At 63.5% G+C, this 14,612-nt stretch carries 12 protein-coding genes and 1 tRNA gene; 7 read left to right on the top strand and 6 right to left on the bottom strand.

The window, feature by feature from the left end:
- Positions 1 to 35 precede the first annotated feature (35 nt).
- The 3 genes from egtD to WS45_RS33295 are packed head-to-tail and all read right to left on the bottom strand — an operon-like array spanning position 36 to position 2,597.
- On the bottom strand, positions 36 to 1,049 hold the full coding sequence (gene egtD / locus WS45_RS09415; protein WP_059699543.1) for an L-histidine N(alpha)-methyltransferase: 1,014 nt from the start codon (positions 1,047 to 1,049) through the stop codon (positions 36 to 38).
- Positions 1,033 to 2,262: an ergothioneine biosynthesis protein EgtB gene (gene egtB / locus WS45_RS09410; protein WP_059699541.1), complete on the bottom strand. Its 1,230-nt coding sequence runs from the start codon at positions 2,260 to 2,262 to the stop codon at positions 1,033 to 1,035. Before egtB ends, egtD begins: the two co-directional genes overlap by 17 nt.
- Positions 2,259 to 2,597 carry a hypothetical protein gene (locus WS45_RS33295; RefSeq protein ID WP_156437104.1) on the bottom strand — a complete coding sequence of 113 codons (339 nt, stop codon included), beginning with the start codon at positions 2,595 to 2,597 and terminating at the stop codon, positions 2,259 to 2,261. Before WS45_RS33295 ends, egtB begins: the two co-directional genes overlap by 4 nt.
- Before the next feature lie 248 nt (positions 2,598 to 2,845).
- Between WS45_RS33295 and WS45_RS09405 the strand changes: the two genes are divergently transcribed.
- On the top strand, positions 2,846 to 3,322 hold the full coding sequence (locus tag WS45_RS09405; RefSeq protein WP_059699539.1) for a carboxymuconolactone decarboxylase family protein: 477 nt from the start codon (positions 2,846 to 2,848) through the stop codon (positions 3,320 to 3,322).
- Positions 3,322 to 4,203: a sigma-70 family RNA polymerase sigma factor gene (locus WS45_RS09400; protein ID WP_059699536.1), complete on the top strand. Its 882-nt coding sequence runs from the start codon at positions 3,322 to 3,324 to the stop codon at positions 4,201 to 4,203. Before WS45_RS09405 ends, WS45_RS09400 begins: the two co-directional genes overlap by 1 nt.
- A 210-nt stretch (positions 4,204 to 4,413) precedes the next feature.
- Here WS45_RS09400 and WS45_RS09395 read toward each other — a convergent pair.
- Positions 4,414 to 4,490, bottom strand: a tRNA-Val gene (locus WS45_RS09395).
- A gap of 714 nt (positions 4,491 to 5,204) precedes the next feature.
- Between WS45_RS09395 and WS45_RS09385 the strand changes: the two genes are divergently transcribed.
- Genes WS45_RS09385 through WS45_RS09375 form a run of 3 tightly spaced genes read left to right on the top strand, consistent with a single transcriptional unit; the run spans position 5,205 to position 10,629 of the window.
- On the top strand, positions 5,205 to 7,979 hold the full coding sequence (locus WS45_RS09385) for a type VI secretion system Vgr family protein (RefSeq protein ID WP_059699532.1): 2,775 nt from the start codon (positions 5,205 to 5,207) through the stop codon (positions 7,977 to 7,979).
- Positions 7,980 to 7,981: 2 nt separating this feature from the next.
- On the top strand, positions 7,982 to 9,562 hold the full coding sequence (locus tag WS45_RS09380; RefSeq protein ID WP_059699711.1) for a hypothetical protein: 1,581 nt from the start codon (positions 7,982 to 7,984) through the stop codon (positions 9,560 to 9,562).
- A complete protein-coding gene (locus WS45_RS09375; protein WP_059699529.1) occupies positions 9,559 to 10,629 on the top strand; it encodes an Imm72 family immunity protein in 1,071 nt (356 codons plus the stop codon). The genes WS45_RS09380 and WS45_RS09375 overlap by 4 nt, the downstream gene beginning before the upstream one ends.
- A 529-nt stretch (positions 10,630 to 11,158) precedes the next feature.
- Here the strand turns inward: WS45_RS09375 and WS45_RS09370 are convergent.
- The gene (locus WS45_RS09370) at positions 11,159 to 11,920 is read right to left on the bottom strand and encodes an anti-sigma factor family protein (RefSeq protein ID WP_059699527.1); all 762 of its coding nucleotides are present in this window, start codon (positions 11,918 to 11,920) and stop codon (positions 11,159 to 11,161) included.
- Positions 11,917 to 12,435, bottom strand: coding sequence for a sigma-70 family RNA polymerase sigma factor (locus tag WS45_RS09365; RefSeq protein WP_059531391.1), 519 nt, complete (start codon positions 12,433 to 12,435; stop codon positions 11,917 to 11,919). Before WS45_RS09365 ends, WS45_RS09370 begins: the two co-directional genes overlap by 4 nt.
- A gap of 157 nt (positions 12,436 to 12,592) precedes the next feature.
- Here WS45_RS09365 and WS45_RS09360 point away from each other — a divergent pair, with 157 nt between their 5' ends.
- Complete coding sequence (locus WS45_RS09360) at positions 12,593 to 13,681, top strand: catalase family peroxidase (RefSeq protein ID WP_059699525.1); 1,089 nt, start codon at positions 12,593 to 12,595, stop codon at positions 13,679 to 13,681.
- Entirely contained in the window at positions 13,678 to 14,211 is a 534-nt protein-coding gene (locus WS45_RS09355; protein WP_059699524.1) for a cytochrome b, read from the top strand. The genes WS45_RS09360 and WS45_RS09355 overlap by 4 nt, the downstream gene beginning before the upstream one ends.
- The last annotated feature ends 401 nt before the right edge of the window (positions 14,212 to 14,612 follow it).

The raw sequence follows: 14,612 nt of genomic DNA, 5'->3' as shown, positions 1-14,612 counted from the left end.
CGGCGACGCACGCCGTGCGCGCCGATCGAACGACGTCACGCGCGGATATCGTCGACGCTGCGCAGCCAGTGCACGCTGAACAGATTGTCCGCGTCGGTCCACACGGTGTCGGGCTCGAAGCCCGCCCGGCGCGCGATCGCATGGAAGCCGTCGATCGTGAACTTGTGCGAGTTCTCCGTGTGAATGTGCTCGCCCGCGTCGAAGCGGAACGCGTGGCCACGCACGTGCACCGCTTGCGCGATATCGCTGACGAGATGCATCTCGATGCGCTGCCGTTCCCGGTCGTAAAACGCGTAATGCGAGAACGCGTCGAGATCGAAGTCCGCGCCGAGCTCGGCGTTCGCGCGGGCGAGCAGGTTCAGGTTGAACCGCGCGGTCACGCCCTGCGCGTCGTTGTACGCGCGATGCAGCGTGCGCTCGTCCTTCACGAGATCCACGCCGACCAGCAGGCCGCCGCCGCGCAACAGCCGCGCGGCGTCGCGCAGGAACGCATCGGCTTCCTCCGGCGAAAAGTTGCCGATCGTCGAGCCGGGGAAGAAGCCGATGCGCCGGCGCGGCGTCTCCGTCAGTTCGGCCAGTTGCTCGGCCTTCGTGTAGTCGGCCGCGATCGGCGCGACGTCGAGCCACGGATACGCGGCACGCAGCCGCGCGGCGGCGCCGTGCAGGTAGTCGGCCGAGATGTCGATCGGCACGTAGCGCGCCGGCGCGTTCGCGTAGTTGTCCGCACACGCGTCGAGCAGCACGCGGATCTTCTCGAGCGAGCCCGCGCCGAATTCGACGATGTCCGCATGCGGGCCGACGCGCCGCACGATCTCGGCCGCGCGATCGCGCAGGATGCCGAGTTCCGTGCGTGTCGGGTAGTACTCGGGCAACTCGCAGATGCGGTCGAACAACGCCGAGCCGGCCGCATCGTAGAAGTATTTCGGCGAAATGCTGCGCGGCGTGCGCGACAGTCCGTCGATCAGATCGCGCTCGAACGCGCTCGGCCGCGAATCGCGGGCGGGTTGCAGGCCACCGCTCGTGGCCGTCAGATCAGACGTCTCGCGCAAGTCGCACTCCCGTGAATTGCCAGCGCGCGGCCGGCGGAAAGAAATTGCGGTACGTCGGCCGTTCGTGCCCCGGCGGCGTCGCGATGCTGCTGCCGCGCAGGACCTGCTGGCCGACCATGAACTTGCCGTTGTATTCGGCCGCGACTCCCGCGAGCGGCCGAAAGCCCGGATACGGCTCGTAGGACGAACGCGTCCATTGCCACACGTGCCCGAGCATCTGCTCAATACCGTCCGCGCCGACTGCGGCTTCCCATTCGAATTCGGTCGGCAGGCGTGCGCCGGCCCACTCCGCGTACGCGGCCGCTTCGTAGAAGCTCACGTGACACACGGGTGCATCGGGTGCGAGCGGCTCCACGCCGTGCAGGCCGAACGCGCGCCATGCGTGTACGGTTTCCGGCTCATCATCGTCGTCGGAAATCCAGTAAGCGGGCCCTCGCCACCCTTCCCGCTGCACCGTCGCCCAGCCGTCCGACAGCCAGTATTCAGGGCGTGCGTAACCGCCGTCCGCGATGAAGGCCGCGAATTCCGCATTCGTCACGAGACGGTTCGCGATCTCGAACGGACGCACGAGCGCCGTATGGCGCGGCCGTTCGTTGTCGAACGAGAACGCGTCGCCGTCGTGGCCGATCTCGACGAGTCCGCCCGGCTGTTGCATCCAGCGCAACGGGCCGGCATCGCCCGCGGCCAGGGCCGCATGCCCGTCGGTGCCATTGCGCGGCCGGAACGCGGGCTTCAGCGGGTTGCACGAGAATGCATGCAGCATGTCCGTGACGATCAGCTCCTGATGCTGCTGTTCGTGATGCAGGCCGAGTTCGATCTCGGGCGCGATCGCGGCGAGCAACGCCGGATCGGCACCGTCCAGCGCGCGCAGCATCGCGTCGTCGACGTACCGACGGTACGCATGCACCTCGTCGAGCGACGGACGCGTGAGCAGCCCGCGCTGCGGCCGCGGATGGCGCGGGCCAAGCGCTTCGTAATAGGAATTGAAGAGGAACTGGAACGCGTCGTCGAACGGCGCGTAACCGCGCACGCGGCGCATCAGTACGACGGTTTCGAAGAACCAGGTCGTATGCGCGAGATGCCATTTCACCGGACTCGCATCGGGCATCGACTGCACGGCCTGGTCTTCGGCGGACAGCGTCGCCGTCAACGCGACGCTATGGGCGCGCACGTCCTGATAACGGCGCTGAAGCTGGGATGCAAGGAGGCTCATCGGTTTACCGTCCACGTCGCGATTCGCTGCGTTGCGTTGCCGGAAAAAGGAAAGCCTTGCGCTCGGATGCGCGCGGCTGACGTGCGACCTTCAATGCTGCGTCGTCGGGCAGCCGGCGCGCGCGCCGGGCCGCTGGTGCGGCGACACTTCATCTGCCCGTGCAGAACAGTATGGGCCAGAAATGTGAACGTCGCGAATCGGATTTCGAGCGAAACGAAGACGAAAGACAAATGAAAGCACTCGCGCTTCGAGCGGCGGCGGCGTAACAAACCGTCGATGCCCGTGATGGCGGGGCTGGGAGGTCGATCGCAAAGGGCATGCCTGCGCGTCGGCATTACCGTCGCCTCATGACAGCCGCGCGGCACGCATGAAAGGTCGACGACCGGGGCACACCGGAGGGACGGCGTCACGCAGTCGATATCGGCCCCGATCCGCACGTTGGCATCGCGGCCGTCGGTGCGATGTTCAACTGCCCTGCCCTCCGTGCGCTTCCCGGCTTTTGAAAAATTTTTCGCGTCGATGTCACACGCGCGGGGGTCTCGCTCGTCATATCACCGGAACCCACACGAAAGGAGAAGGAACCATGACTGCGAAACTCAATCCATTTGCCGCCGCCCCCGCGCTGATGAAGAACTGGATGGCCGTATCGGTCGCCGCCGCCGGGAGCCTCGAGCCGACGCTGATCGAGCTGATCAAGATCCGCGCATCGCAGATCAACGCGTGTGCGAACTGCCTTAACATGCACACCGTCGAGGCGCGCGAGCAAGGCGAGACCGAGCAGCGCATCAACCTGCTGGCCGCGTGGCGCGAGGCGCCCTGCTACACCGACCGCGAACGCGCGGCGCTCGGCTGGACCGACGCGCTCACGCGGCTGTCGGAGGGCCATGGCGCGCACGAAGCCGCGTATGCGGCGCTGAACGACCATTTCAGCCAGGAGGAACAGGTGAAACTCACGGTGATGATCAACGTGATCAACGGCTGGAACCGGCTGGCCGTCGGCTTCGGGCTGTGGATCGATCCGGCTGAAGCGAAAGCCGCTGCCGCGAAAATGGTGGCCTGATGACGGACCTCGATCCGGCCGCGGGCAGCGCCGAAGACCGGGACGACGCTGCGGCAAGCTTCGATCCGCTGCGTCGCACGCTGATCCGCGTCGCGTACCGGATGCTCGGTTCCGTCGCGGACGCCGAGGACATCGTGCAGGAGGCGTTCATCCGTTGGATGGACGTCGATCGCACGGAGGTGCGCGTGCCCGAGGCGTTCCTGCGACGCATGGTGATGCGCATGTGCCTCGATCAGCTGAAGTCCGCGCGGCACCAGCGCGAGACGTATATCGGCCCGTGGCTGCCGGAGCCGGTCGTCGAGGAAGATGAACAGGAGGACGTCACGCTGCCGCTGATGCTCGCGCTCGAACGGCTCTCGCCGCTCGAACGCGCGGCGTTTCTTCTGCACGACGTGTTCGGCCTCGAATTCGACGAGATCGCGACGACGATCCAGCGTGACCCGGCCGCATGCCGGCAGCTTGCGGCGCGCGCGCGCACGCATGTACGCGAGGCGCGGCCGCGGTTTCATGTCGAGAAGCAGCGCGGGATCGAGCTGGCCGAGGCGTTCTTCGCGGCGTCACGCAGCGGCGACATGCGCGCGCTCGGCGCGATGCTCGCCGAGGACGTGAGCCTGCATTCGGACGGCGGCGGCAAGCGCTCGGCCGCGGGCAAGCCGGTGTTCGGCTTCGAGCGTGTGATGAAGGTGCACGAATACCTGGCCGGGCTGTTCGCCACGCATGCGTCGACGCTCGTGCGTGCCGGGTTCGTCAACGGGTTGCCGGGTTTCGTCACGCTGGAAGCCGACGGCGAGTTGCAGACCACGGCGCTCGAGATCGAAGACGGGAAGATCGTCGCGATCTATGTCGTGCGGAATCCTGACAAGTTGAAGCATCTGCATTGATGCTTGACGAGCGGGGGCTTTGCGCCCTGCCTTGTCGATTGCTGGCCGCCAGTCGCGCATGTATCGCACATGGAGCGTCGCGCGCGTGCATGCGCTATTTCGACCGCAAAAAGAAAAACGCCACGCGATGTTGCCGCGTGGCGTTTGTATGTTGGCGAGCCGGATTGCCCGTAGGCAATGCGCACTGCCAGACCCCTTCATTTTGTTCGTTGGTAGGCTCGATTGGATTCGAACCAACGACCCCCACCATGTCAAGGTGGTGCTCTAACCAACTGAGCTACGAGCCTAAGAAGCCGCGAATTATAGAGAGGGTTTTGGAGGTGCGCAAGTCCCTTCGTGAAAATTTTTTGAATCGGGCGTGTGCGGGTGTCGATGATCGATGAAGTCTCGCGATGCCGGGCACGTTGGCTTCACTGCTTCGCCTCACAGCAAAACGTGTCGATGCGCTGTGACGTTATCCACATTGCCCTCTGGATAACCGTCCGGCAACCCTCTGGATTCACAGTGGAACGATTGAGGATATGTCGGCGTGGCTGTGAATCGACGAAAAGTTGTTCTGTGCTTCACAGAGTTTTGCGTGTGCATCGCCGGTGGTTATGCGTTCCGATTCGTCTTGGAAATTCAGGGCGTTACGGAGGTTATCCACTGTGAGGCACCGAGCTTGTTAACTATCACTACGTATGTATACGAACTCTGTTAACACCTTTGGATAAGCACAGTTCGCCGACTGTGATCCGGGGAGGATATGCACTGCGTGCGGTGGATGGACAACCGGATCGTCGGGCTGTGAGACCTGCGATCAATCAGGGAACGGATTGCTGAGTAGAATCGCTCGGACCATGAACGCCAGACCGACGGACTGAGGCAGGGCACCGAATTCAATATTCTCAACGTTCGATCCAACGATGTTTAACAGCCGAGCCACGACAAGCCGGTAAAATCGCGCGAAATTGCGTGTCAGACACCATCCGAGGGTGCTGAAATAAAAAAAGGGCCCAATCATGAACATGCCGGACATCGGCGCCGCGATTCGCGGTGGCTTGCTTCAGCAGGACCGTTTGCTCAAGCTGGATACGCCGCTGGGCGCCAACGCACTCACCGTACAGCGCGCGGTGGGCCGATCGCGGATCGGCCGAGACTATTCATTCACGCTCGACGTGATTTCGAGCGATGGCGGCCTCGAACTCAAGAAGCTGATTGCGCAGGCTGCGACGCTCTGGATTCAGCAGCCAGACAATTCCTACCGCCCGATCAATGGCTACGTGTATACCGCACGTCGACTCGGCGCGAACGGTGGCCTGACGACCTATCAGCTGGAACTGCACGCGTGGATGCACGTGCTTCGGTTTCGCCGGGACGAGAAGATCTGGATCGACAAGAACGCCGAGGACATCATTTCCGATGTGCTGGGCATGCATCCAGAAGCGCGCGGGCGATTCCGCTTTGCGTTGTCGCAGCCGTTGCCGAATCGGTCATTCACGCGACAGAGTGAAACTGACTGGAACCTCGTGCACCGGTTGATGGAGGACGAGGGTCTCTACTGCGCGTGGCAACAGGCCGACGACGGTAGGTCGCATACGCTCCTCATCACCGATAACCTGCAGGAGTTCGCGCCGCTGTCGCCGGAAACCGTGCGCTTCTACCACGGCGGCGCAGCGGGTGAAGCCGACGCATTCACGCAATGGTCGGGCACGCGCACGCTGCAGAGCGTGACCCTGACGACACGCACGTTCGATTACAAGAACCCGGCGCAGGCGGCGAACCCGAAAGGCACATCGGTGCCGACGATGGGCGGCCAAGGGGTATTGCCCGACCAGCTCGAGGTGTACGAGTACACGGGTGGCTATACGTATCTGGACCAGTCGCGCGGCGATCACCTGTCGAAGATCCGGATGGAGGGATGGGAGTCGCAGGCGAAGCGCTTCTTCGGATCAGGTGGCGTGCGCGGTATCGATGCGGGCCGGCGTTTCACGCTTGCCGACCATCCCGAACACGATCGCGATTCTGCTGATCAGCGAGAATTCGCTGCGATCGAGGTTGCATGGTGGATCGAGAACAACCTGCCGGTTCCCGGCAGCGATTCTGATTTCCCGCATAGCCTGGCGCGCGCGCTGGACCGGACACGCGCTCGATACGACAACACGCCAGGACTGCAGGTAGCGCACGACGATGGCTCGGTCGGCTTCTATCTCGTCGAGGTGGAGGCACAGCGCGTGAGCGTGCCGTATCGCAGCCCGTTCGAACACGAGAAGCCGAAGATGCATCTCGAGACGGCGATCGTCGTCGGGCCGCAGGGCGAGGAAGTCTATACGGACGAGTTGAACCGGATTCGTGTGCAGTTCGTATGGGATCGTCTGAACCCGGGCAACGAGAACGCGTCATGCTGGGTGCGCGTCGTGCAGTCGGATACCGGTGGCGGTTACGGTGGCGTGCATGTGCCGCGGATCGGCGAAGAAGTGCTGATCGATTATGTGGGCGGCGATTGCGATCGGCCGCTCGCGGTCGGGCGTGTGTACAACGGCGCGAACCAACCGCAGTGGCATAGCGACGGGATTCTCTCCGGCTATCGGTCGAAAGAATATTCGGGCAGCGGCTACAACCATCTCGTGATGGACGACGCGACCGGGCAGAACCGCGTGCAGCTGATGAGCAGCAGCGCGAACAGCCTGCTGCATCTGGGTTACCTCATCGATCAGAACGGCAATTCGCGCGGATCGTATCTGGGCAGCGGCTTCGATCTGCGTTCGGATGCGTATGGCGCGGTGCGGGCGAGCCAGGGGCTGTACGTCACGACTCATCCGAAGGCGCCGAACAGCCAGCCGCTCGACGTGAAGGAAGCGCAGCAGCAGTTGGTGACGGGCGAGAGCCTCGTCGAGGCGATGTCGGGCGTGAGCGAGCAGCATCAGGCGGAAAGCCTGATGGATGCGCACGAGACGATGCGCGCATTCACCGACGCGACGCAGGACAGCGCGTCGGGCAGCGCGTCCGGTGGACGCACGGCGGGTGGCGGCACGGGCAGCGCGAACGCGTTCAAGGAACCGGTGATGCTGTTCGGCAGCCCGTCGGGGATCGGGATGTCGACGCAGCAGTCGCTGCACTTAGTCGCGAACGATCACGTGAACGTCGCGAGCGGACAGAGCGTGCATGTCGCGGCGGGCAAGTCGCTGATCGGCAGCATCGGGCAGAAGCTGAGCCTGTTCGCGCAGAACGCTGGGATGAAGCTGTTCGCGGGCAAGGGCAAGGTCGAGATTCAGGCGCAGTCGGACAACGTCGAAGTCACCGCGCAGAAGGCGGTGAAGGTTGTGTCCGCAACCGATCGGATCGAGATCGCGGCTGATCAGGGGATCGTGCTGACGAGCGGCGGCGCGTACATCCGGATCAAGGATGGCAACGTCGAAGTTCATGCGCCCGGAAAGGTCGACATCAAAGGCGCGTCGCATACGTTCGCTGGCCCGACGAGCATGGCATATCCGTTGCCGGCGATGCCGACTTCCACGCATGCGGCGGCGCTGCAATACCAGTATCACGACAACGAGCCCGTCCAGGGTGCGAAGTACGTTGCGACGCTGCCCGATGGCACCACGCGCGAAGGCGTGCTTGATTCGCAGGGCCGGATGCATCTGGAAAACGTGCCGGCCGGCGCCATCAAGGTTGAACTCGGGCCCGATGCGCGCGCGTATGCGCGCAAGGATACGACCGCCAATCCCGACTACAAGGGAAGCAGCCTGTCCGACGCCGACATCGATTCAATCATCAACAAGCACGGGGGAGCGTGAGCGTGAGCTGGACGATCGAGGATTTCAGGGCAACGTCGCTGGAAGTCGGGCAGTGGTGCTGGGGAACGCTGGAAGGTGCATTCAACGAAAAGCAAACAATCAGCCAGATCATCGTCGATGCGGTGATCGGCATGATTCCGCTCGTGGGCGACGCGACCGCCGTTCGCGATCTGCTGGCCGTCAGCATCGGCATGAGCCAGGATCCGATCAAGCGAAACGATACGATGCAGCGCGTGCTGCTGGTCGTACTCATCTTTGCGCTGATTCCGGTGGTGGGCGGCGTCATCAAGGGCGTCGGGCGTCTGCTGCTGAAGGTCACCGGGGATGTGGCGAAAGATGCCGAACTGCTCAAGGCGGTCGTGCAATTCCTGAACCGGATGGGGCACGGCGACGCGCCGAAGTGGCTAAAGTCACTGGACCTGGCCAAGTACCAGGCGCAGGCGATTTCCCGACTGAAGGATTTTTGCGCAACGGTTCGCGTGGCCATTCAGCGTTCACTCGAGGCGCGCGTTGGTCGAATGCTGCCGGACAAATGGCGGGCCGCGCTCGAGCGTGTCAGCAGCGGCTTTCACGCGATTCAGGACATGGCCGACAAGATCGTGCCGGAGGCGATCAAGGAGCTGAACGCGAAGCTCAAGGTGCTGCAGAACATGGTCTATCGCGGCGAGGTGCATGAAATCGCGACAGGCGGTGTACCGAAGCTCCAGCGCGAGGCCGAGGCGTATCTGCAAGAACGCAGGCTGGCCCGCGATATTCGGCGGGGCCGCTTTCCGTCCGCGGAATGCCTGGCTGACGAAGGTAAGGTCGAAGCGCTGCTCAACGCGAAATACGGCGCGAAAATTGCCCAGGGATGGCCGGACATCCTCAAGAGGAAAGGCAAAATGCCAATGTTCGACGACGCCGATGTCTTTCTCGACATTGCGTCGTTCAGCGGCGAGATCAAGGCACTGACTGCGAAGGAGCTTGCGGGCAAGAAGGTATATCGCGTGTTCGGCAATCCGTCCGAACTCGCGAATTACAAGAGCGGCAGTTCAGCGGGCGGCAGAAACCCCGCGTTCTGGGGTGTCGGCGAGCCGCCGAAGACTGCGGAGGAGTGGCGCAGGCTCGCCGCTGTGCTGGACACCTGGAACGGCAACGGGTTCATTGTGGTCATGCAGTTGCCGCACGATTTCGGCGAGCGGATGCCGACGGCCAATGCGTGGGCCGGAAAGATTGCCGAACAGTACGGCACGGCGACACCCGTGCAGTATCTCGAGGGCGGTGGCGATCAATTGGTCGTCGACTTCGGCAAACTGTCGGAATACGTGACCGAAGAAGGGAACAAGATCAAGCAGCAGTTCGAGAACGTCACCGGACATGCCGACCTGCACGTTCAGCGGGAATTCAACGGTGTCAAGATCGAATTCCACAAGACGAACTGGGAGAATGTTGAGAAAGTCTACGGCTACAGCAAGTACGAGGACGACATCTACTACTCGACGAAGACACGCCGGCTGGCGAGTGACGAAATCCAAACCAAGTCGACCAACAGCAAAGTGACGGCAACGACACGATCGGCAGCGAATTACGAAGGTCAGCGATGAGGAATACGATCAAGCAGTACGACATGACGGACGATGCGACGCGGCGCAGGATTTTCTGGCTGCTTCAACGGTTGACCAGTTTCTCGCTCTGGAAGCGCAAGCGCGATGCGTTTGCGATCTTCGCGAACGAATACGAGAACGCGGTGAAGACTTGGCCCGAAGATGATCCGGAGGCCATGCCGGCAGACAATTTGCCGACCATCTTCGAAATTCTCGCCGCGTACGATCGAGGATTGCCTGAGTTGGCCCGAGGGTACCGGTACGTCTGGCAGCGCGGCGAGGCGCTGCAATATGCGGTCGATCGGTACAACCATTTGAACGCGTATTTCTTCCCCCATTACGATTACTGGGATCGCGGTGCGCAGGCTGCTCCCTACCCGCCGAAGGTCGATGCGCTGGCTCAACTGCTGCATGCATCGGAATATCAGATGGAGCATGCGCCATTCGAGCCAGGACATACCGATCTCGCACAACTACGCTCGGTAGGGCTGCTGCTGTCCCCGAATGCCTACGAGCAGAGCTTCTACACGCTTCCGTATCCGATATTTCCAGAGCATCTGCCCGAGGTTCCGGAAGCCGTCGGCCCGGTGATCAAGTCCGGAGACAAAGTGCCTTGCGACGGCATCTGGGAACCCGTTGCCGTCGAACAATCGAAGGTGCTGGGTGTCGTGCCGGTCGGCAATCGCAGTCTGCGCAGCAACGGCTGCTTCAATTATTTCATTCGGGACATCCGCGCGCCGAACCTCAGGGATGACGAGACGCGAACGGCCGTCAAGACGCACTGGCGACTATTGTGGGAAGACAAGCGATACGCGGACGGCGTCATCCCCGATGAATCGCAGTACTTCCTCGAGCAGCCGTCAACGCCGCAGCCGGAGCAGGAAACCGTCGCGCAGGTCCGCACTGCCGATATCTGCCCGGTTTCTGGTGACTGGCAAACGGACGAATACGGCGGCAAGACGCTGCGCGTCGAAGCCGGGGCTGCGATGCCGGACATGCTCGTCAGGGACAATCTCGGCGATCTCAAGGTGCACTGGGTAACGTGGCGTTTGGTGAAGCGCGCGTAGCAAGAATGTATGCGGACAATTGGCCGGGCCTAGGCGAATTTCGGTGCGCGTGTCTGAATCCCTGATCCCCAACGGTTGCTCGAGCTGGGCGGTAGGCACGAAGGAGATAGCGTCTGGTGCTTCGACGGCGACGAGTCGTTGCATGTGGATAACCCGAACGCAACGAAGCACAAAACCCTGTGCATTGGCTCCGTGAGTGCGTTGTGGATATCACCACGCGAAATTACTCGAAATGCTGTGCCCCTCAAAGGCGAGGGGACCGACGAGCGACGGTACGCGGAGTCGTTGCGGCCGATGTGGATATCCCGCGCTGAAACGACGCCAAATCCTGTGACATCGAAAGCGAAGAAGGTGCGTCCATCCGCGATCGCATCGCGACGATGTTCACGATGTGGATAACCACCGCGAAAGCGAATCCAAACGCTGTGGACTCGAACGGTGAGCGTGAGCGCCATCTGGCTGATCGAATCGCCTCGGCTGAACCGCAGGCAGCGCGTAACAGCCGCGCACCGGCCGTGCATAGCCCCGATCAAATCTGCTGATCGAGCGCCCGCACGACAGCCTGTTCCCCCAAATTATCCACCGGCCCGACCACCGCGAAGTTGAGCCCGTTCACCGACCCATACCGCGCCAGCAACGACCCATCCACACGTTGCCCGGCTGGCAGCAGTCGATGTTTCGATTCCGCCGGTCGGAGATAGAAACTCAGCGTCCGCCCGGCGTCGTCCTCATAGAGCACCATCGCAGCTGTCGCGCCGCTGTCCGTCGTAAACCACCGCCCGCCAACCGGCCGGAACCCGGCCGCACTCAAATCCGGCAGCCTCGCCGACGCCCCCATGCGCCGGGTGAGCCACGTCTGCAAATCCTTCGCACTCGTCGGCCGGAAGTCCACCTTCGCGGTCTGATCGACCGCCATCATCCGGTAAGCCTCGACCGCATCGCTCATCGGCGCAATCGGCGGCGCCGCGTTCCACCCGCGCGCCTGCCACCCGCCAAACGTCCCGAGCCCGATACAGAACACGAACGAAGCCGCCATCGCGAACCGCACCCGCGAGCGCTCCGCACGCTTCGCACGAAGCGCCGCCGGATCGAGCGCAGGATTTTCGCCAGGCATCCGCACGCTCTCGAGCGCGGCCCGCAACCGCTGCGCATCCATCTGCCATTGCTTCACCTGTTCCGCGCTCTCCGGATGCAGCGCGAGATATCGCTCGACCGCGGCGCGCGCATCGTCGTCGAGCTGGCCGTCGACATAGGCCTGGAGATCATGTTCGTCGGGACGGAGCGTGTTCATTTCATCAAGCGGAGAGAAGGAGCGGGAAGCTCGCCGTCGCTGAGCTGGCGCAGTGCCCGGCGCGCGCGGGAGAGTCGCGACATCACGGTGCCGATCGGCACGTCGAGCAGGTCGGCGACTTCCTGATACGTGAAGCCCTCGACCGCGACGAGCAGCAGCAGGCTGCGCTGCTCGTCGGAGAGCCGGCCGAACGCTTCGAGCGTCGCGCGCGCGGTTGCCTCGCGTTCGGCGGACGGCCAGTGCGCTTCGTCGTCGTCGCGAATGCGGCCGAGCAGCCACGCGTAGCGCTTCGCGCTGCGTTTGCCGTCGAGAAACTGCCGGTAAAGGATCGTGAACAGCCAGCTGCGCAGCGACGCGTCGTCGCGGCGGCTCGCCCAGCGCGACAGCGCGCGCTCGAGCGTCGACTGGACAAGATCGTCGGCCGCGTGGACGTCACGCGCCAGCCAGAGCGCGAAGCGTCGCAGCCTGGGGATGAGTTCGCGCAATGCGTCGTCGTCGGGGGCGTTTGAGGGCATGGCCGGGGCGCGAGCCGATAAGCGTGGAGATGCCGCGTAGGACGCCGGTCGGCGCCGCTTATTCCGTCAGCATACGAAAAATTTCTTGATGGAATAAAGCGGCGCGGGTGGCGTCCTACACGCGTTCGACAATGATCTGACGATCGGGAGTGCATCCATGAAGCAATCTTCCTCTTCTTCGCCGCCGCGCGAACCCGGGCGCGGGTGGTGGCGCTGGGCCGTGATCGGCGGCGCGGTGGCCGGCGTGGCCGTGGCCTTCGGGTATGTTGGCGGCTGGCTCGCGCCGGCGCGTCTGACCCCGCACCGGCTCGTCGACGCGCTGCAGACGGCCGGCGGCGAGCATCCGGGTTTCCGGCGCAATCACGCGAAGGGCGTGTGCGTGACCGGTTACTTCGAAGGCAACGGCGCCGCGAGCGCATATTCCGTCGCGCCGTTCTTCAAGGCGGTGCGCACGCCCGTGGTCGGGCGCTTCGCGCTGCCGGGCGGGAATCCGTATGCGCCCGACAGCAGCGTGCCGATCCGCAGCCTCGCGCTGAAGCTCACCGCGCCGGACGGCCAGCAATGGCGGACCGGGATGAACGCGATGCCGGTGTTTCCGGTGGCGACGCCGAAGGCGTTCTACGCGCAGTTGCTGGCGACCCGGCCGGATCCGGCGACGGGCAAGCCCGATCCGGCGAAGGTGAAGGCGTTTTTCGGCGCGCATCCGGAGACGGCCGCATTCCGCGCCTGGGTGAAGGGTGCGAAGCCGAGCGCGAGTTACGTCACCGAAAGCTATTACGGGCTGAACGCGTTCTACTTCGTCGATGCCGCCGGCAAGCGCCAGGCGGTGCGGTGGCGCGTCGTGCCGGAGCAGACGACGGGCGCCGGCGACGTCGCGACGGCCGCGGATCCGAATGTGCTGCAGCAGGACCTGACGCGGCGCATCGCGGGCGGCGCGCAGAAGTGGAAGTTGCTGGTCACGCTGGCGGAGCCCGGCGACCCGGTGGACGACGCGACGAAGACTTGGCCCGCGCAGCGTACGACGATCGACGCGGGGACGCTCGTGCTCGATCGCGTGGAGGCGCAGGACAGCGGGCCGTGCCGGGACGTGAATTACGACCCGACCGTGTTGCCGCAGGGGATTCAGGTGTCGGGGGATCCGTTGCTGGCGGCGCGGTCCGCGGCGTATGCGGATTCGTATCTGCGCCGGACGAGTGAAGAAGCCGGCGTGGCCGGCGCGGCGCGATTGAGTGCGGAGGGACGATGATGAAGGCGACGACGACGTTTAGCTTGCCGGCGAGGCTGCTGCATTGGGTGATGGCCGCGATGATCGTCGCGATGCTGTTCATCGGGGTGGGGATGGTGGCGTCGGTATCGGGGCGGCACGATTTCCTGGTGGCGTTGCACAAGCCGCTGGGGATTGCCGTGCTGGTGCTGGTTTGCGTGCGGATCGTGGTGCGGTTCGTGTCGAAGCCGCCCGCGTTACCCGAGGATCTGCCCTGGTGGCAGAAGGTTGCCGCGCATGGGTCGCATCTGGTGCTGTACGCGCTGATGCTCGCGATGCCGCTGATCGGGTGGGCGATGCTGTCGGCAGGCGGGTATCCGGTGACGCTGGGCGGTGGTGTGCAGCTGCCGGCGATTGTGTCGGCTGATCCGGTGACGTTCGCCTGGCTCAGGGTCGCGCATCGCGTGCTGGCCTATCTGTTCTTCTTGACGTTCCTCGCGCATTTCGCGGCGGCGCTGTATCACGGACTGATTCGACGGGATGGGGTGGTGAGGGCAATGGTGGGGAGGTGAGCGACGGAAGGTTGCGTTCGCTGCGGCGGGGCGGTTTACGGGCGACCGAGGCTGCTCCTGCCGTGTTGCTTATATATGACCGCGGCTGCGGCTCAGCGGCTCCCGGCATAGCACGTCAAAAATATTTCACAAAGGGGGTTGCGGAGACTGGGGCAGGTGCTTAGAATCACGCCTCTTTCGCGCTAACGGAAACGCGGCGTGGAGGAAGAAGGGAAGCGGTGCTGTTGAAGTCGGTTTTATCGACTCCAGTGCATACGAAATTAAACCGCAGTCGTCGCAACGAAGTAGTTAAAAAAGTTGTTGACGAGTTTTAAAAAACGGTTGATAATCTCGCTTCTCTGCTGCTGAAAACGCAGCGCTGCTGAGGAACTCCAGGTTTCTCGCAGAAATGCTCTTTAAAA

The sequence above is a fragment of the Burkholderia sp. RF2-non_BP3 genome (genome assembly GCF_001522185.1).
Lineage (GTDB): Bacteria > Pseudomonadota > Gammaproteobacteria > Burkholderiales > Burkholderiaceae > Burkholderia > Burkholderia diffusa.
Note: the sequence above shows the minus strand (reverse complement) of the source record. Positions and strands in the feature narration are given on the sequence as shown.

Excerpts from the sequence above, each read along its gene's own strand:
- egtB (WP_059699541.1), bottom strand. The coding sequence starts at position 2,262 with ATGAGCCTCCTTGCATCCCAGCTTCAGCGCCGTTATCAGGACGTGCGC.
- WS45_RS33295 (WP_156437104.1), bottom strand. The coding sequence starts at position 2,597 with ATGCCGACGCGCAGGCATGCCCTTTGCGATCGACCTCCCAGCCCCGCC.
- WS45_RS09405 (WP_059699539.1), top strand. The coding sequence starts at position 2,846 with ATGACTGCGAAACTCAATCCATTTGCCGCCGCCCCCGCGCTGATGAAG.
- WS45_RS09400 (WP_059699536.1), top strand. The coding sequence starts at position 3,322 with ATGACGGACCTCGATCCGGCCGCGGGCAGCGCCGAAGACCGGGACGAC.
- WS45_RS09385 (WP_059699532.1), top strand. The coding sequence starts at position 5,205 with ATGAACATGCCGGACATCGGCGCCGCGATTCGCGGTGGCTTGCTTCAG.
- WS45_RS09375 (WP_059699529.1), top strand. The coding sequence starts at position 9,559 with ATGAGGAATACGATCAAGCAGTACGACATGACGGACGATGCGACGCGG.
- WS45_RS09370 (WP_059699527.1), bottom strand. The coding sequence starts at position 11,920 with ATGAACACGCTCCGTCCCGACGAACATGATCTCCAGGCCTATGTCGAC.
- WS45_RS09365 (WP_059531391.1), bottom strand. The coding sequence starts at position 12,435 with ATGCCCTCAAACGCCCCCGACGACGACGCATTGCGCGAACTCATCCCC.
- WS45_RS09360 (WP_059699525.1), top strand. The coding sequence starts at position 12,593 with ATGAAGCAATCTTCCTCTTCTTCGCCGCCGCGCGAACCCGGGCGCGGG.
- WS45_RS09355 (WP_059699524.1), top strand. The coding sequence starts at position 13,678 with ATGATGAAGGCGACGACGACGTTTAGCTTGCCGGCGAGGCTGCTGCAT.